The organism is Flavobacterium sp. N502536 (genome assembly GCF_025947345.1).
GTDB lineage: Bacteria > Bacteroidota > Bacteroidia > Flavobacteriales > Flavobacteriaceae > Flavobacterium.
Map to the genome: position 1 here is coordinate 1,374,194 of NZ_CP110011.1, position 19,418 is coordinate 1,393,611.

Annotated in this window: 11 protein-coding genes and 1 tRNA gene; 7 read left to right on the forward strand and 5 right to left on the reverse strand. The window is 37.6% G+C overall.

The annotated features are described in order from the left end of the window. Position 1: 1 nt before the first annotated feature. Both OLM61_RS06240 and OLM61_RS06245 read left to right on the forward strand, forming a co-directional pair. The gene (locus OLM61_RS06240) at positions 2-958 is read left to right on the forward strand and encodes a FecR family protein (protein WP_264525543.1); all 957 of its coding nucleotides are present in this window, start codon (positions 2-4) and stop codon (positions 956-958) included. Further along, positions 948-3,443 (forward strand): TonB-dependent receptor, encoded by a 2,496-nt coding sequence (locus OLM61_RS06245; RefSeq protein WP_264525544.1) that lies wholly within the window; start codon positions 948-950, stop codon positions 3,441-3,443. The genes OLM61_RS06240 and OLM61_RS06245 overlap by 11 nt, the downstream gene beginning before the upstream one ends. A 71-nt stretch (positions 3,444-3,514) precedes the next feature. Here OLM61_RS06245 and OLM61_RS06250 read toward each other — a convergent pair. From OLM61_RS06250 to OLM61_RS06265, 4 genes are all read right to left on the reverse strand, one after another. Then, positions 3,515-3,588, reverse strand: a tRNA-Ile gene (locus OLM61_RS06250). 147 nt (positions 3,589-3,735) lie between these two features. Then, the gene (gene mce / locus OLM61_RS06255; protein ID WP_264525545.1) at positions 3,736-4,140 is read right to left on the reverse strand and encodes a methylmalonyl-CoA epimerase; all 405 of its coding nucleotides are present in this window, start codon (positions 4,138-4,140) and stop codon (positions 3,736-3,738) included. 22 nt (positions 4,141-4,162) lie between these two features. Then, positions 4,163-6,535: a hypothetical protein gene (locus tag OLM61_RS06260; RefSeq protein ID WP_264525546.1), complete on the reverse strand. Its 2,373-nt coding sequence runs from the start codon at positions 6,533-6,535 to the stop codon at positions 4,163-4,165. Next, positions 6,495-7,499, reverse strand: a complete 1,005-nt coding sequence (locus tag OLM61_RS06265; protein ID WP_264525547.1) for a hypothetical protein — start codon at positions 7,497-7,499, stop codon at positions 6,495-6,497. The genes OLM61_RS06260 and OLM61_RS06265 overlap by 41 nt, the downstream gene beginning before the upstream one ends. 174 nt (positions 7,500-7,673) lie before the next feature. On the opposite strand from OLM61_RS06265, the gene OLM61_RS06270 reads away from it, so the two are divergent. Together OLM61_RS06270 and OLM61_RS06275 are read left to right on the forward strand one after the other, a co-directional pair. Beyond that, on the forward strand, positions 7,674-9,362 hold the full coding sequence (locus tag OLM61_RS06270) for an Ig-like domain-containing protein (protein WP_264525548.1): 1,689 nt from the start codon (positions 7,674-7,676) through the stop codon (positions 9,360-9,362). A 24-nt stretch (positions 9,363-9,386) separates the two neighbouring features. After that, entirely contained in the window at positions 9,387-9,830 is a 444-nt protein-coding gene (locus tag OLM61_RS06275; RefSeq protein WP_264525549.1) for a cytochrome c oxidase assembly factor Coa1 family protein, read from the forward strand. 15 nt (positions 9,831-9,845) lie between these two features. On the opposite strand, the gene OLM61_RS06280 is transcribed toward OLM61_RS06275, so the two are convergent. Further along, complete coding sequence (locus OLM61_RS06280; RefSeq protein ID WP_264525550.1) at positions 9,846-10,613, reverse strand: amidohydrolase; 768 nt, start codon at positions 10,611-10,613, stop codon at positions 9,846-9,848. Positions 10,614-11,140: 527 nt separating this feature from the next. Between OLM61_RS06280 and OLM61_RS06285 the strand changes: the two genes are divergently transcribed. From OLM61_RS06285 to OLM61_RS06295, 3 genes are all read left to right on the forward strand, one after another. Further along, positions 11,141-14,377, forward strand: coding sequence for a SusC/RagA family TonB-linked outer membrane protein (locus tag OLM61_RS06285; RefSeq protein WP_264525551.1), 3,237 nt, complete (start codon positions 11,141-11,143; stop codon positions 14,375-14,377). A gap of 18 nt (positions 14,378-14,395) precedes the next feature. Next, positions 14,396-15,895, forward strand: a complete 1,500-nt coding sequence (locus OLM61_RS06290) for a SusD/RagB family nutrient-binding outer membrane lipoprotein (RefSeq protein WP_264525552.1) — start codon at positions 14,396-14,398, stop codon at positions 15,893-15,895. Between the two features lie 363 nt (positions 15,896-16,258). Continuing rightward, complete coding sequence (locus OLM61_RS06295; protein ID WP_264525553.1) at positions 16,259-19,417, forward strand: SusC/RagA family TonB-linked outer membrane protein; 3,159 nt, start codon at positions 16,259-16,261, stop codon at positions 19,415-19,417. Position 19,418 lies beyond the last annotated feature (1 nt).

The window sequence follows — 19,418 nt, forward strand, 5'->3', positions numbered from 1 at the left end:
CATGGACAACCAAGATATTAATATATTATTAGCAAAGCATTTTTCAGGAGAAACGAAACCTGAAGAAGAAGCCGTATTAATGAATTGGATCAAAGACAATCCTGACGAATATATTTCGCTTAAGATTTTCTTTGCAGAAAGTCAGCAATTAGATTCTCCTCAGTTATTTGACACCAACCATGCCTGGGAACGTATCGCTCCACATTTATCCTCCACAAAGGGAACTGTATTTCAATTGTACAAAAAATACATCTATGCCACAGCAGTTGCCGCCGTTTTCATTTTAATAAGTACGTTTACTTTTTTGTATGCGAATGCCGAGATAACGGTTCAGACCGCTAATGGACAGGTAAAAAGTATCGAATTGAGCGATGGTTCTTTAGTTACGCTGAACGACAACTCGAGTATTACCTATAAAAGATTTTTATGGAACAACCGTACTGTCAGCTTAAAAGGAGAAGCTTTCTTTGAAGTAGAACACGACAAAAGCAGACCTTTTTCTGTAAATACAGGTACCCTATTAGTAAAAGTTTTAGGAACTTCTTTTGTTGTAAAAACAACAGAAAAAGAAAAATCGGTGGCAGTGGTTACAGGAAAAGTGAACGTTACCGCCAATCCTATCCAACAAACAGTCATTCTGGAGAAAAACCAGGCGGTTCATTACGCTTCCAACAAATTAATTAAAAGTGATACAGCCGATAAAAACTTACTTTCATGGAAAACAAAGTCTCTTTCTTTCGAAAATACCCCACTTCAAAAAGCATTTGAGGATATCGAAAACTGTTATCATATTAAAATACAGGTGGAAGGAAAAATCTCTGATTCCTGTACCGTTACCGCCAATTTTAAAAACGAATCGATAAAAGAGATATTTGAAGAATTCCGTTTATTGTTTGGGCTTAGTTATACACAAAAAGGCAATACGATTTCGGTGAAAAACATATCTTGTGAAAAGTAATTTTTTCAAAAATAACTGGTTAACCATTACCTCCTGTTTTATACTTTTTTTTGGTGCCGGATCCGTACAAGCTCAAAAGATAAGCTTACTGGAAAAAAAGATTACTATCGAAAGAGAAAATGATAGTATCGGAGCTTATATTACCTCGATTATAACACAAGGTGTAAATTTATCTCTAAGCAACAACAAGCTCAATCTGGGCAAAAAGATAAAGATCAGCAAAGGAACCTATAAATTGAGAACGCTTCTAAATCTTCTTTTTGCATCAGAATCCGTAAAATTTCTGGAAAGAGACAGTAAAATAATTATCTACACGGTTTCGCGAGCTCCCGATCCCTTTACTATTAGCGGATTTGTTTATGCAGGAGACAGCAAAGAAGCGCTACCCTACGCTACCGTACGGGTTTTAAACACAAACATTGCTGTTAATTGTAATGATTATGGTTATTATACGATAACATTACCCGAAAACAAGTACATTATAAATGTGAGTTATACCGGTTTTACTTCGCAAACCGATACGATAACCGTAAACAATACCATTAAAAAAAACTTCAATCTTGCAATGGGGCTGTCCCTTGCTACGGTTGAGATCAAATCATCAAAAAAACCTCTAAATGAGCTTTCCAGCATAGTAGATACTCAGCATGTCAACACTCTTCCCTTTCTAATGGGGCAGTCAGACCCGCTAAAACTTCTTACGTTAAAACCAGGCACCTATGGCAACTCTTTAAATGTAAGAGGAGGCTCAACCGACCAGAATTTGGTTTTATTAGATGGTGTTCCAATTTACAACTACAATCATTTTACCAATTTATTATCTATTTTCGATTCGCAGGCCATCAAACAAATCAGTTTTTTCAAAGGAGGCTTTCCGGCTCGTTACGAAGGAAGACTCTCGTCAGTCATAGATATTAAAACAAAAGATGGTGACATGCAGTCCTACCATGGGGCGGTTAATATTGGCTTACTAACGGGTTCTGCAATGATTGAGGGACCTATTGTAAAAGACAAGGTATCTTTTATGATTAGCGCCAGGAGAAGCTGGATCGATGCTTTGACTAAAGTGCTTTTTGACAAGGATTTTAATTTTAAATATCGGATGTACGATGCCTATTTTAAAATTAACTATTTTATTGATCCGTCGAACAGAATCTATCTGGGTGCCTATACCGGCGGAGATCTTATCGGTGCAAATTTTTTTTCTTCCGAACCACCCCAGCTTACCTGGAACAACAGAACACTTTCTTTACGCTGGAACAGGGTGTACAACCCCAGACTGTTTCAGAATTCGGTTTTATTGTTAAGCAACTATGACAACCAGTTTGCAAATGATGGTATAGAAGAAATCAGAAAGTTTCGTATTACAGACGTTGGTATTGAAAACAACCTGAATTATCACTGGTCGTCTTTCCTAAATAGCGCAATCGGTTTAAGAGTAAACATGACCTCTTTTTCCAGTAAAAACACAGGTAATGATCAACATATAAAGTCATTACATTTCAAAACCTATTGGGATAATGATATAACCTTGTCGGATAAATTTCGAATGAAAGCCGGTCTTCATTATGCAACATTTTTTACGCACGACAAAGTTTACAATTCTTTCCAGCCCCGTACCAATTTGGTTTATAAGTACAATAATTCTAATAGTTTCTTTGCCTCCTATGCTATAATGGAACAGTTTTATCATCAAATTGTCGAAAATACCTATGCTTTACCCTCAGATTTACGCATGCCGAGTTCAGATCAGTTACCTCCCGAAAAGGCTTTTATTTATGAGGTAGGCTATGAAAAAACTTTAACCAAAGGATATATCAGACTGCAGTTTTACGAAAAAAAAGTATCCAATATTTTAATGTATAAACCTCTTTATGATACTTCAGATCAAAACAAAACACAGCCCCCTCTGATCGGGTCCGGTAATTCAAGAGGTTTGGAACTTGAATTTTCCAAGCAGTTCAAAAAATTTGACGTACAGGCATCCTATACCCTGAGCAAAGCAACAGTGAGGTTTCCAACGATAAATAACGACCAGACCTTTAATTCTCCAAACGATATAACCAATCAGATAAAAGGAGCCGTTACCTGGAATATTAATCAATCCTGGGTACTATCAACCCTGTTCAATTATAGCTCCGGCGTTTTAATCTCGGCGCCAGATTCTTTTTCCTATAGCGATAAAAAAGACTCCTATTTACTGGATCCGAACCAAAACAATGAAATATCGAAACCCAATAACTACCGCTTACCGAGAAATTACAATGTCGATATTGGCGTCTCAAGAACCAAAAAAACGAAATCCGGCAACCAAGCGAGATTGTATTTTGGAGTTAACAATCTCATAGGACAATCTCCACCGTTTATCCTTGAAACAAGTTTAACTAATGGTGTATTTAATTTAGAACAAGTTAGGATGTTTAAATATTTTCCTTACGTTGGCTATACTTATATTTTTGGGGCGGCTAAGGAAAAGTTAAATTAATTCCCGGAATCTCTAAAAAGCAAAGCACAAAAAAAAGCCTCTACATTACTGTAAAGGCTTTATTCTAGTAGTGGTCCCACCTGGGCTCGAACCAGGGACCACCTGATTATGAGTCAGGTGCTCTAACCAGCTGAGCTATAGGACCGGTTTGAGGATGCAATATTACTACTATTTTTCATTCACTCCAAATATTTTGGGAGATGATTTGTATTTAATTTCAAACAACACCCTATGTTTCTTGAAACACAATTGATTTTCAACTGCTTATTTCCAATCCAAAAAAGATTTTTTTTTATCTAATTTCCTGACAAAGCTCCACCAAAACACCATTCGTATTCTTTGGATGTAAAAAAACTACCAACTTATTGTCGGCGCCTTTCTTCGGAACGTCGTTAATCAACACAAAACCTTCGTTTTTCAGGCGGGCAATTTCGGCATGAATGTCTTCGACATCAAAAGCGATATGGTGTATCCCTTCTCCTTTTTTCTCCAAAAACTTCGCAATAGGACTTTCCGGATTGGTCGCCACCAAAAGCTCAATTTTGTTGGTTCCGGTTTGGAAAAACGAAGTTAAAACGCCCTCGCTCTCTACCGATTCCATTTTATACGACGGAACTCCTAATAATTTTTCGAATAACACATTGGCATCTTCCATATTCTTCACCGCGATTCCGATATGCTCAATTTTATTTACCATAATCTCTAAAATTTAATTCCAATTATTGATTTACATACGTATTAAAGTAACCACATTCAGCAATAACATCCTGATAGTACTTCGTATCCGAATAGTCTTTTTTCAAGGCTTTAAAACCGCTCCAGGCAAGAAAATTAATTTTATCCTCGTCGGCTTCCCACCAGTTCTTAAGATTGTTGTACTTGTTATTATAGTATTCGTTACGCTCACATTTTGCCAGCATATAAATACATTTTGCTTTTTGCTCCTTTGTGGTTGCCGCTTCCAGTGCTTTTTGATAGTACATTTTAGGAAGATCACAATTGGTAATCATTCGCTTCATCGAATCTCTAAACGAATACGGACTTGAACCATAGCCCACAATACTCGTTTCATAAAAAGTTCTTGCGTTTCCAAAATGGGTAATGTTGTAAAACGCATTCCCCAGCAACAAACTATTGGTGTACACCTCTTCTTTTTGAGCCAGCTTGTCCTGCATGGCTTTAATAGTATTCAAAAACTCAATTTGAGAATATTTCTTTTTCTGATTCGCCGTATGATCACAATCGTGACAGTCTTTGATATTTCCATTAAACGGATTTCCTAAGAGAACCGCATACTGCACAGAATCTGCCTGTTGAATAAATGTGATTGCCTCTGCAATTTTATTTTTGTAAGTCGCCTGAACCGCCTGAAAACTATTGATGTCTTTTAATTTCAGATAATAAATCCCCACTCCGATCTTCTCTATCTCAGATTTGTTGGACTTGGTCAAAAATGCTTTCATGTCGAGTAAATTCTTTTCGTTGTCATAATAGGCATTTCCTCCACCCCAATAATAAGAATTAGAATGTGAATCACCGCCAAACAACTCTACCATCACCGGATTTGATTTTGCTCTGTACAATGTGGCTAAGTAATTTTTACTCCATTGTGCTGCATTTTGATAACGAAACTCCTGTCCTTTATAGGTTTTAGGAAGCTCCTGATACAGCCAGTTCAAATCGGCCAAAATCGTCTTTTCATTTTTATCGGTAAGCTTATCAATTTTACTCAGATTATTTACAAAACGAAGCAACCTCAACTGATAGCCCGCCAATTCAGTTTTAGGCATTGTTTTCTCTGCTTTATTAAGATTGCTATCCGCCACAGCATAATCTCCTTTTAAAGTTTGCAAATACCCCAATGAAATATCCCATAAATAAGGCTTCTCTGTATTTCCGGCAGCTGCAATTTTCGCTACCAAATCAAAAGCTTTCGTTTTAATCACGGCTTTATTGGCTTCCCTGTTTTCCACAATCGTCTGCTTTTCCGCTGGTGCGTTGTAGTCGTCAGAATTGGTTTTTACTTCAAACGAATTATTAATATCCTGCTCCTGTTGGTTCACCAATCGCGTTAACAGGTAATTCAAATGTTCGCTTTTAGGATCTAAATCGTAGATTTTTGCGATTGCCTCCGCCTCATCTTTATAAAAACCATGAACGGCCCAAAGCGCTGCTTTTTCTTTATTGTTTTTAGCCATCGCCAATGACTTAATCCAATCGGCATCGTTTTTCGGTTTGAAACAATAAGCCGTAACGGTTCGCAATTGCGGACATTTATCAAACACTTTTGCGTACAAATAATTAGAGGTTGCAAACTTATTTTGCTGATGATTAACTCCGGCCACATACGAAAGCGCACGATAGTACAATACATTTTTAGGAACCGAGGCTTCGGTTTTATTAAAAAATTCAATTGTTTTTTTCTTATTGCTGCTATAAAAATAAGCCTTCGCGGTAAGAAACCAATACCTGTTTTTCAAAAACGGATCGGCGGTTGTATTGTACACGTTTTCAATAGACTGAATCATCTTCAGGTCTTTAAACGTTTTTGCCACAGCCGGATCGTAACTCCAGTAATCTTCACCAATAGAAACGGTTTCGATTTTTTGTGCCAGATACAAAAACTCTATAAAGCTTTTAATTTTAGCCTCTTTCAGGTTGATTTTTTTCCCCCATTTCAAAGAGGTCTGATTTTCTTTCTTGTTCTTATAAAAAACATGAAGCTGTGTAATATCTGCTTTATTTTGAGCCGTTTTTTTCTCTGAAGAATACATCGGTGTTTTCTCTCCAATTAAAAAATAATTGACTGTTGCAGTATCTGCCTTGCCTTTTAAATAAGTCTCCCAATCGGATTTTATATCTTCATTAAATCTGGAATTGTGCTCGGTATCAAAACCAATTCCATAAAAAATATCACCCGATAAGAAAAGCGGGGCATACGATTTATCTGCAAAAGCTTCAGGCGTAAAATTGGAATTATAACCAAAAAAGTCCCAATCATCCCCACCTCCACAGGCATAGATTATCCCATATACAAAAAGTAAAGCGGCACTAGAAACAAGAAACAACTTGTTCAAAAATATTCTTTTCATAGTTTTTTAAATTGAATTCGTCTAAATCGTAAAATATAATTTCTTTTGGCTTTTGAGCTACATTTTCTTCCAGCTCTTCTGCCATTTGTTTTAAATCTTCTGCTGCAATCGCCTCTATTTTCAACAGATCATTTTCTTCGTAAAATACTCCGTTTTTATAATTGGACTTTTTCACTTTAAAAAAGATCTTGCTCAGCTGCTGAAAATTTGGATCGCTTTTAAGTTCGCTCACATTCATTTTGGATCGCAAACCAATCACTCTTTGGTTTCGGATGTGCACTCCCCAAGAATATATAGGCAAAGCAAAATCAAGGTGCAGTGGGTAATTTTTAAGGCTCTTCAAATACCGTGCAGCGATTTTCTGATCGTATATGGAGTTTAGCGAATCAGGCGCAATGGACCCCATATTGTAATACATCAAAACTCCGGAATCAACATTCGGGATTTTGGTTTTCTTAAAATATTTTACCTGATGCAAGCGAATTGTAGCCGAAAGTTTTTGCTTCGAAAGTTCTTTCACACGCTCTATAAACTTAAGATAATTGTCTTTGCTCTTCAACGTCCAGTCACAATCAATTTGGATTTCATGAGAGGCGATTTTATTCTTTGTATTGATTTCTTCTACCAGATGAACTGTTTTTTGAGCCAAATCATTAACATCAAGATGAGGCATAGACATCACTTTGTTTTGAATAAAAACTACCGGAACAACTTCAAAAGCTTTGATATTTTCCTGAAAGCGTATAGGACTTAACGGAATAGGTTCCCGCGTTTGAGGATGCAAACCAATATCAAAATACCGAATGTAAAGTTTACTAACATCATTATCTTTCAACAGCTGTTTTTCTGTTTCAGATAGTTTCAGGATGGTTTTCCAATAATAAAAAGCAACAATTGGCTTTTCATTTTTACTGCAGGAAATCAGAAAAAAAATCAGGAAACCAATAAAAAATCTTTTTATCAAAACTCAGGAGAAATTATATTTGAACCCAAAAGTAAGAAATTATATGCTGTTATGGTCCTGAAATTTCAAAAAAACAGCAATTGGCGAAAGCTGTAAATCCTAATAAATGGATAAAAAATTTCAATTAAAGCAAATATAATCGTTATTTTGTGCTATTAAATTTTAGAAACCGTTATGTTGAAAAACAACCTCAGATATATTGCATTTTTATTGGTCTTTTTTATGTTGAGCTGTGCCAAACGAGGCAGCATTACCGGTGGCCTAAAAGACACTTTGGCTCCCGTTTTAAGATACAGTTCGCCTAAAAATTTCAGCACTAATTTTACAGGAAATGAAATTATTCTGGGATTTGATGAGTATGTAAAACTTAAAAACCTCAACAAACAGCTTATCATTTCACCTCCAATGAAACGTGAGCCGTTAATTTTACCCACTACTGCAAGTAAGGTAATCACTATAAAAATAAAAGATACTTTACAGCCTAACACGACTTACAGTTTTAACTTCGGACAAAGTATTGCAGACAATAATGAAGGGAATTCGATGAATCAGTTTAAATATGTTTTCTCGACAGGACCCCATATTGACTCGCTTTCGATCGGCGGACAAATTAAAGATGCGTATGAAAAAAACGTTGATAATTTTGTTTCGGTAATGCTGTATGAAGTCAATGATACTTATAAAGATTCTTTGATTTACAAACAAAGCCCACGCTACATCACAAACACGCTGGACAGTTTGCGTACTTTTAAATTAGAAAATTTAAAGGCCGGAAAATACCTGTTAGTAGCCCTGAAAGACAAAGGAAACAACAACAGATACAACCCTAAAGACGACAAAATCGGGTTTATCAAACATTATATCACCGTTCCGAACGACACTATTTTTGAGCTCGAATTATTTAAGGAAACACTTCCTTTTAAAGCCGTAAAACCCATACAGGCATCGGGAAATAAACTCTATCTTCCTTATGAGGGCAAACAAAACTTCAAACTTTCCAAACCAAAAGTTGTCCTGAAACATGGCAATGAAACTTTGGAAACTATTGTTACTGCTCTTCCTAAAAAAGATTCATTACAAATTTGGTACAAACCTTTAAAAGCAGATTCTTTAGCTGTAGAAGTCAGCAAAGAAAAATACAACAAGAGGTTTAGTTTAAAAGTGAAAGACCAAAAGAAAGACACGTTAAACATAACTGCCGTACAAAACGGAACGATCAATTTCAGAGATCGTTTTACCTTAGAATCGGCCACTCCGCTGGTAAAGTTTGACAAAGCAAAAATCCAACTAACTAACAAAGATTCGCTTGGGGTAGCTTTCACCACAGAATATGATGAATTTGAACAAAAGTTCTATGTTGATTTCAAAAAAGAACCTCTTGAAAAATACACTATGACCTTTTTACCGGGTGCACTGACTGATTTTTATGACAAATCGAACGACACCCTGTCCATCAAACTAAGCACAAAAGAGCCTGCCGATTACGGAAATCTTGTTTTGAACCTGCAGAATGTAAAACGTTTTCCAATTATAGTCGAAGCTACTAATGCAAAAGGCGATGTGGTATATGCCAGCGATTACTCGGAAGGCAAAACTAAAATTGAATTTAATTTATTGGTTCCTGATAAATTTACAATTCGAATAATCTACGACGACAATAAGAACAAAATTTACGATTCGGGAGATTTCCTAAATAAAAAATATGCCGAAGAAGTATTCTATTTCCAAACCAGTGTAGACGTCCGAACCAATTGGGATGTCGATCAGGCCATTGATTTAAGTGTTCCGTACAATCCTGAAGTGGAGAAAAAACAAATCGAGAAAAAGAAAAAAGAGGAAGAGAAGAAAAGAAAAGCATTCTAGATTTTAATCCCTGAGTACCGCGCTATGGAAAACGATTTGATTGAAAAAGAAAACTGGCTGAAAAGAAACTGGAAATGGTTTTTACCCTCCACTCTTTTCTGTATCCTTTTGATAGTGCTTTTGGTCAGCTCAACTTCTAAAGAAGGCATAACCGATATCGCTCAGGCCTATTCGGACCAGCTGCTTTTTGAAAAGGCAATTGATAAGGCCAATGAAAATGCAAACACTCTTGAAAACATAGGGAAAATTGAACCGCTCGACAAACTCGCTATCCTCGAAGGAAACATCGTTTATTCGAACAACCACAATACGGTCAACTTGTCCGTGAGGATTAAAGGAACCAAAAAGAAGGGCAAACTAGACATAGCTGCCGTGAAAAAAGGAGCTGAATGGGAATACAAAAAAATTGCTGTTCGCACTAAAAATCCCGAAAATGAAATCGTAATCTTAGACGAACTTCAAAAATAATCTTTACAATTAGCGTCAAAAATCAATACTAAACTGGTCTTTATCGCTTAAAAAATCGAGTTTTTTTCGGGTTTCCAACATCACATTTTTATCCAGTTCGACCACAAAAACAGCTTCGGTTTCCTGTGGCTCGAGAATGTAATTTCCTAAAAAGTCAATCGCTTGTGAGTGTCCGATATGCTCGTAATTATTGGCATCCAAACCTACGCGGTTAACTCCAACCACATAACTTAGATTTTCGATCGCACGCGCTTTAAGCAAAGCATCCCAGGCATTGGTTCTTACTTTTGGCCAGTTGGCCACATACAGCAGCAAATCATAATTCTCCACATTTCTGGCAAATACCGGAAATCTCAAGTCATAACAAACCTGCAAACAAATCTTCCAACCGAGATATTCCACAACTACTTTTTCGTTTCCGCTGGTATAGAATTGATCTTCTCCTGCAAGCGAAAACAAATGGCGCTTGTTGTAATACTGAATTTCACCTGACGGAAAAACAAATACCATCCGATTGTAATACTTCTCATTTTCAACAACAACCAGACTTCCCGCGATAGCAACATTTTTCGTTCTCGCCAGAGACTGGATCCACGAAATAGTCTCCCCCTGCATCGTTTCGGCAACTGCAGCGGCGTTCATCGTAAATCCCGTTGAAAACATTTCCGGCAACACGATCAAATGGACTTCGGAATCGATTTGATTGATTTTGGATTCAAACTGCTTTTTATTTTCTAAAGCATTTTCCCAATAAAGATCTGATTGTATAAGTGCGATTTTCATACCGTAAAAATACTTTTTTTTAAACAAAATGCCCAATTAAGATTTAGGTTTCACAAAATTTAGATTAAAGAGCCGCAAACCCAGTAAATATCGGATTTTTCAGAATAAAAAAACATTATCTAAAAAAATTATGCGAAAATATTGCATAAATTATGCAAAAATATTGCTATCAATGAATATAATTTATATATATTTGACCGCTGATTCAAAAACACAACATCCTAAAAAACACTTAATTATGAAAAAACTCCCAATTTCAAAGGGCGCACCGCCAACACTATTTCTGACAAAAGCCAACAACTTCATTGCAATAAAAAAGCAAAAAACTAAAATACCATAAACCTATCCGCCATTTTTTTAAGTGTAGTACTAAAATTACAATCAAAACTAAACCACTAGTAAAAGTACCACATTTCCGTTTGCAATAATTCGTCGTCAGGAAACGAATTAAAGCTCCTTCACTTTTCAGTGAAAGCAATAAAAAACAACCGATCATTAACCCTCAACTAACTAAAAACCACAAAAGAATGAAACAAACTATTTTATTATTTATGTTCTTTTTTACGCTGCAGGTCACACTGGCACAAGTAAAAACAATCAAAGGAACAGTTACCGACACTAACGGCATATCGATACCGGGAGCATCTGTAACCATAAAAGACGAAAGAAAAGGCACCACTACCGATTTTGACGGCAAATTCTCTATTGATGTAGAAAAAGGAAAAACCTTAGCCATTTCGTTCTTAGGGCTAGAAACACAAAATATTCTTATAGGCGACTCCAACACTGTTACTGTAAAATTAAAAGAAGCTGCTGCCACAGCCCTTTCGGGAGTTGTCGTTACCGCATTAGGCATAAAAAGAGAAAGAAAAGAACTGGGTTATTCCTTTCAGGACGTAAAAGGAAAAGATTTGGCAGACAATCCTACCCTAAGTGTCGCTCAATCTCTATACGGAAAAGTAGCAGGGGTTAACATTTCTCAAACCACAGGAGGTTTTGGGGGTAGTTCCCGTATTGTAATCAGAGGAAACCGATCGATTAGCGGTGACAACCAGCCTTTATTTGTGGTTGACGGGGTTACTTTAGGAAATACCGGACTGGCCGCAATAACCGATTCTAAATCGGGACGATATTCAGAAGGGGCCGACAATGGAGACGGACTATCGAGTTTAAACATGGATGATATCGAAAACATTTCGGTACTAAAAGGAGGAGCGGCCAGTGCGCTTTACGGCGAACGTGGTGCCAATGGAGTTATCGTTATTACCACTAAAAAGGGAAAAAGAAGCTCTTTAAAAGCCGAATATAACGGCACAACTACCTTTGACCAAATCAATACAACGTATAAAGATTTCCAAAGAGAATATGGCACAGGATCCAACGGAGTACTTCCAAATCCAAATGACATTGCAAATGGAAAAAATGCTACTACCAGCGCCTGGGGACCAAAATTCGGGTCGGCCGGCAACACTACAACACGAATCTTTGATGGCTCTTACAAACCTTATGAAAATGTAAAAGACAATATTAAAGATTTTTTCAGAACCGGAGTAAGCGTAAACAACAGCTTTAGTTTATCAGGAGGAGGGGACAACACCAGCTTTAGATTAAACTACTCCAATCTTGATGCTACTGACATCGTTCCTAAAAGCGGCCTGAAAAGAAACACTTTCACGTTAGGGGTTAACTCTCAGATACAAAAGCTAACACTGGATGCCAAATTTAGCTATGTTACAGAAAACACAGACAACAGGCCTTCCTTATCAGACGATGCCGGAAATCTCGGACTATCTGTTGCTGCAATAGCACCAAACATTGATCAGGCCTGGTTAAAAAATTATGAAGACCCAAATGGCGTATATTACCCATGGAACGCAGACGCCAACAGGTTAAATCCTTATTTTGTTATAAACGAAAATAAAAATGAAACCAAAAAGAACAGAATACTGGGTAATTTCAGTGCCACCTATGCCCTTACTAGCTGGTTAAGCGCTACCGCAAGAGCCGGAATTGACCGCTTTACATTTGAAAGCTCCGATTTTGTCAACGCCGGAAGCACCTGGCTATCCAGACAAAACGGATCTTTAATAAACAGCAACACAACCTTTCAGGAATACAATACAGAAGCGTTATTAAATGCTCAGAAATCATTTGGCGATTTTAACGTAACCTTTGGTGTTGGAGCTAATCAAAGAAATTCTCAAAGAATCGTTTCCGGAGTTGCGCTTACCGACATGATTACCAACGGAATCAACAAACAAGCCAACTTCCAGTCCAGCATTCTAAGTCCGAAAACAAACGACGAAATTTTGGTACGTTCCGTATACTCGTACTTAAGAACCAATTATAAAAATTATTTGTTTTTAGATTTCACCGGACGTAACGACTGGAATTCAACCTTAGCCTCGGCCGTGAGCTCCTCTAACAACAATAATTATTCTTACTTTTATCCTTCGGTATCTTCCAGCTTTATCTTTACGGATGGTTTCGACATTAAAAGTGATGTTTTAACTTTTGGAAAAATCAGAGCTTCCTGGGCAGGAACCGCAAAAGCACTGGAAACACCATACAGCACAGCACTTAATTACAACATACAAACGAAACCGCTTTTAGGAAACCCCATTGGTTCAGTAGCCAACAGTATCATTCCAAACAACACCTTAAAGCCAGAATTCACTACAAGCTACGAAGCAGGAGTTGACTTAGGTTTTTTTAAAAACCGTTTACAACTTGATTTTTCTTATTATTATACCAAAACAAAAAACCAGTTAATTGTATTAAATACTTCACAAACTTCAGGTTTTGTTGGCGCCAATGCCAATGCGGGTACCGTTGAAAACCAAGGTTTCGAAGCCTTAATAACCGCCGGAATTTTCAGAAACCCGGAAGGATTCAATTGGGACATTACCTTAAACTTTGCAAAAAACGAAAACAAACTACTGGAATTAACCGACAAAACCGACCTTCAAGTGATCTCGAATGCACGATGGGCCGGAGCACAAATTGTGGCCAAAGTAGGAGAAAGTTCTACGGAAATCTACGGAAGAAAATTCCAAAGATCACCTGATGGCCAAGTAATCATAGGAGCAAACGGGCTTCCACTGTTAACCGATGGCTATGAAAGTTTAGGAAAAACCGCCCCAGACTGGATTGGAGGCGTTACCAATGAGTTTTCTTATAAAGGAATTAGTCTTAGAGCCAATTTCGACATGAAATTTGGAGGCAAAGTATACTCTATGACCAATGCTTATGCAGCTTACAATGGACTATCAGACGAAACTATTGAAGGCAGAGATGGATATAATGCCTGGGTTGCCGCACAACTTGCAGCCGGAAAAACACTAAATGAAATAGGGCAATTAACTCCAACCGCCGGACTTATTGTAGAAGGTGTAACTGAAATCAAAGACGGTAGCGGTAATGTAACCGGATACCAGAACAACACACGTTATGTTAACCCTCAAACGTATTGGAGAAGTCTGTATGGAGATAATACTACACCGGAACCTTTTGTTTACGATGCTTCTTACGTTAAACTTAGAGAAGCCTCTATAGGTTACGATTTTCCTAAAAAGTGGTTAAAAGGAACCGGACTTGACCGATTTAAATTTTCGGTAATTGGTAGAAACCTGTGGAATATCTATTCTAAAGTTCCAAACATCGATCCGGAATCTACTTACACTAACGGAAATGGACAAGGCTTTGAATACGGTTCTTTGCCTTATCGAAGATCTTATGGTTTTAATCTACAATTATCCTTCTAACCCTCAAATTTGATTCAAATGAAAAAATATATAGTACAATTAACAAAATATACGCTCGGTGCCATAGTACTCCTTAGCACAACTAATTGTGCCGACGACGAACTTTTCAGGGAAACCAATACCAATCCTGAATCATTCGTAACCATAGCTCCTTCAGCACAATTAACCGGTGTTGAAGCTTCCTTCTCAGGTGCAATCTTCGAACAATGGAGAGCCAATCTTATTTACGGAGAAGGATTCATTCAGCATCTTGGAGCTGCCTGGGCAACAGCAACTTTTGGTTCTTTTTACGCAAGCAGCACCGAATACCAGGGAGCGCTTTGGAATGCAAATTATGGCGGTGGACTGATACGCAACGTTATAGACCTCAATGAAAGAACCAATGGGAAAGCAGAGTTCACCAACCTAAATGCAGTCGCAAAAACATTGAAAGTTATGGCTTTTCAACGTCTGACAGATTTATACGGAGACGTTCCTTACTCAGAAGCCGGTTTGGGGTACTACCAAAATATCTTCTATCCGAAATACGACAGTCAAAAAGATATTTACACTGACTTTTTTAAAGTTTTGGATGAAGCTTATAGTCAAATACAATCTGGAACTGATCCCATAAAAGGAGATATATTTTATGCAGGGGATGTCTCTAAATGGAAAAAAATGATCAGCTCCTTAAGACTGCGCTGCGCGATGCGAATTTCAAAAGTAGATCCTGCCCTCGCCAAAGAGCAAATTCAAAAAGCAGTTGCAAATGGTATCTTCACAAGCAACGATGACAATTGTTATATGAAACACGACGCCACTCTTCCGGAAACAGTCGGAGCGGTGAACAACGGTAACGGACTGTCTCATGCCTTAAAAGGCAACGAACTAACAGACCGTCCTACTACCACCCTATTTGATGCATTGGGAGACGATCCGAGAAAAAAAATATGGTTCTTACCTGCTCCTAACGGTAATTATGTGGCTATTAATCCGAACATGTACGGCTACAATTTCCCGGGTGGAGGCGGTAATATTTCAAGATTGCAGCCCTATTTATACGAGAACAGTGCTCCATACCTACATCTTACTTATTCAGAAACACAACTGCTTTTGGCAGAAGCTTCTTTTAGAAATCTCTATACAGGCGACACCAAAAATCTTTACAAAAAAGGAATTGAAGCCGGAATCAGACAATGGGTTATTTTTAAAGATGCCAGCATTATCGACAACAATGCCATTACCGCCTTCTTAGCGACAAAAAACCTGACTTCCGGAAAAGAGCTGGAGGAAATTGCAACCCAACAATGGCTCACTTTATTTTTAAACGGAATGGAAGCTTACAGCAATCACAGGCGAACAAACTTTCCGGTTTTGGTCAAAATAACAAATGTAGGATCAACCACAAACGGAGTTATGCCTACCAGAATGCCTTACCCTCCTGAAGAATCCACAAGTAACAAAGAGAATTATTTAGCGGCAGGTGCCAAATACAACAATAACAGCTGGCTTGCTAAAGTTTGGTGGGATGTAGATTAAACTGCTATATTGCATCAAACACAAATCCTTTCATGTTGACCATAATACCATTCGTAATTCATATTGAATTATGGATGGTATTTTTTTAGGCTTTCGCGATCCAAAACGAACTGAATTCCCCAAGCTACTTATTCTAAAAATACGAATTTTAAGATTAAAACCTGTTCCTTCCGGAAAAGCTTATTCTGCAAAAATTTCTCAAAACACCTTTAGAAACCTCATTTCTTTTGGATTATAAAAATACTTTAGAAAAAAATATTGCAAAAAAAATGCACTTTGTGCAAAAAAAATGCAAACGAATAAAAATAATATATATATTTGATCGCCAATAAAACCAAAATAAAACATGAAAACCAAAGTATTATGAAAACAAAGCTAATTTCATTAGTATTTATTGGGGGAGTAATCTTCTCAGCAAATGCAAAAGAAGCTGCAATTAAAACGCACCTTTTTGAACAAAAAAGCAGTCAGATTGAAATTTCAGGCCAGATCATTGGTCAGGATGATGGAATGCCAATTGCCGGAGCAACAATTTATGCTAAAGGCAATAACAAAATAGCAACGATAACAGATGAAACCGGAAAATTCAAACTAAATGTTCCGGAAAACGAAACTCACATTGTTGTTTCTTATATGGGTTACGCTACATTAGAATACAAACTGGATCAGGTTAAAGATTTAATCATAAGCATGAAACCTGCTGAAAATGTATTGGATCAGGTTTTAGTAACTGCACTGGGAGTTAAAAAAAGTACAAAAGCAATTTCCTATGCAGTAACCGAACTTAAAGGAACTGAATTTACAAAAGCCAAAGAAACGAATATCACCAATGCCCTGGCAGGAAAAATTGCCGGTGTAAACGTGAGCGGTACTGCAACGGGGCCAACCGGATCGACCAGAGTCGTAATTCGTGGAAATGGTTCCCTAAACGGAAACAATCAGCCTATGTATGTGGTAAACGACCTGCCAATCGACAATACACAACTGAATTTACCGGGTACCGGAAATGCACCGGGATCACCAAGAATTAACGTAGACCGAGGTGATGGAACTTCTGTTATCAATCCCGACGATATTAAAAGCATCACGGTATTAAAAGGTGGAACCGCTGCCGCACTATACGGTGCAAATGCGGCAAACGGTGTGATCTTAATTCAGACTAAAAGAGGATCTGCTCAAAAAGGAATTGGTGCAGAATACAACACTTCTTTTACTTTTGAAACTCCGGCTATTAAACCAGACTGGCAATATGAGTATGGCGCAGGAGCTTTGGGTAAAAAACCTGCCACACAAGCGGAAGCAATAGAATTTGGACGCTGGTCATGGGGAGCCAAAATGGACGGAACAGACGTGGTTCAATTTGACGGAGTAAAAAGACCTTACTCTCCTCAAAAAGACAACATTAAAAACCTCTACCAAACCGGAACTACTTTTATCAACTCTCTTGCTTTATCAGGAGGAAACGACAAAGCAGCCGGACGCCTATCGTTTATGAATATGGACAATCAGGGTATTGTACCTAATTCTTCTTTCAACCGAAAAAGTGTCAACATCGCTAGTAATGTTAACCTAACTGACTGGTTAAAATTTGACGTTGTCGCGCAATACAATATCGACAAAACAGAGAACAGAACAACCGTTTCTGATGCTGAAGCCAATCCAAACTGGGCAACTTATATGATCTCCAATACGGTCGACATCCGCAATCTTGCTCCGGGTTATAATGCAAATGGCATTGAAATTCCATGGAATCCTGTTGCAGTAGCCACCAATCCATATTTTGCCGTTAACAAGATTAAAAACAACGACACCAAAAACCGTTTTATCGGAATGCTGAATGTAAAAGTAAATTTTACTCCTGAATTATTCCTTCAGGGAAGAATCGGACAAGATTATACCAATTATGACTTTTACGGATACATTCCTAAAACGACTTTAAACAATCCGGTTGGAAACGGACAGGGTTCTAAAGTAAAATTATCGAACCTAAACTCTGAAGCCATTCTGAACTACACCAAGAAAAACATTTACAAAGATTTCTCTTTAAACGCTTTACTTGGAGTCAATTCCCGTACCAACATAAGAGACGAAGTTAGAATAGACGGATCTAATTTTATATTAGACGACTTCTACTCTTTAACCAACTTAGCCACTATAACCTACAGCTATCCTTACGGAAAAACAAAAACAAACTCGGTATACGCTGCTGCAGATTTAGACTATAAAAATATTGTTTTCTTAAACTTCACAGGGCGTCAGGATTGGTTCTCGACCCTTTCAAAAGAAAACAACACGATCTTTTATCCGTCAGTAGGTACAAGTGTTATCCTATCTGATATTGTTACAATGCCGCAATGGATTTCATTCAGCAAAGTAAGAGCTTCCTGGGCACAAGTTGGAGGAGCTACTCCCGATCCATACGCCTTAAACCAATCTTATTCTATGATTCAGGGCGGACATCTAGGTCAGCAATTACAAAGTACAACAGGTTCAAGAGTCCCAAATTCTACTTTAAGTCCGTTAACTTCAACAACTGTAGAGATCGGAACAGACATGGGCTTTTTTAACAATCGCTTAAATCTTGATTTTGCATGGTACAACCGTGAAACGACAAATGACATTGTAGAAACGACTATCTCTAATGCATCGGGAGCAAGAACCGCTTTATTGAACCTTGGAAAAATGAAAAATACCGGAGTGGAACTTTTAGTGAGCGGAAAAATCATTAACAACGATAAATTCTCATGGGAAGCCAGCATCAACGGATCTTATAACAAAAACACAGTTGAATCGCTTACAGGCCAATTGAACTCACTTACTATGGCAACTTCTGTAAACGGATATGTAACTATCAATAGCGATGTAAACCGTCCGTACAGTATCATCAAAGGTTACAAACCGCTTAAAGATGCCAATGGAAATACAGTATACAATGTAAGTAGCAGTAACGCTGCAACTGTAGCACAGGGTCCGCTTGAAGAATTGGGTCAGGGTGTTCATCCGTGGTCAGCAGGTATTAGTAATGAATTCAAATACAAATCAGTATCCTTCAGCTTTTTAATTGACGGAAAATTCGGTGGAGATTTATACTCCGGAACAGACTTATACGGAACCCGTATGGGACTAACCAAGCTTACGCTGGAAGGTCGTGAAAACGGATTGCCAATCTCAGGTGTTGATACTAAAGGAAATCCTGTAAATATGACAATCGCACCTGAAAACTTAAGAACGTACTACGATGGTTTAAGAAACATCTCTTCTTATTTCGTTTACGACGCCAGTTTTGTAAAATTAAGACAGGTAATTATTGGTTATCAGCTACCAATTGAAAAATTTGGATTTTTATCCAAACTTCAGGGAGCCTCTGTTTCTTTTATCGCAAGAAACCTGTTTATCCTTTACAAGAAAACACCTAACGTAGATCCTGAATCTGTATTTAGTGCCGGAAACGCACAAGGTATAGAACAATTTGGAGTACCTAGAACAAGAAGTTTCGGACTAAGTTTAAACGTTAAATTTTAAA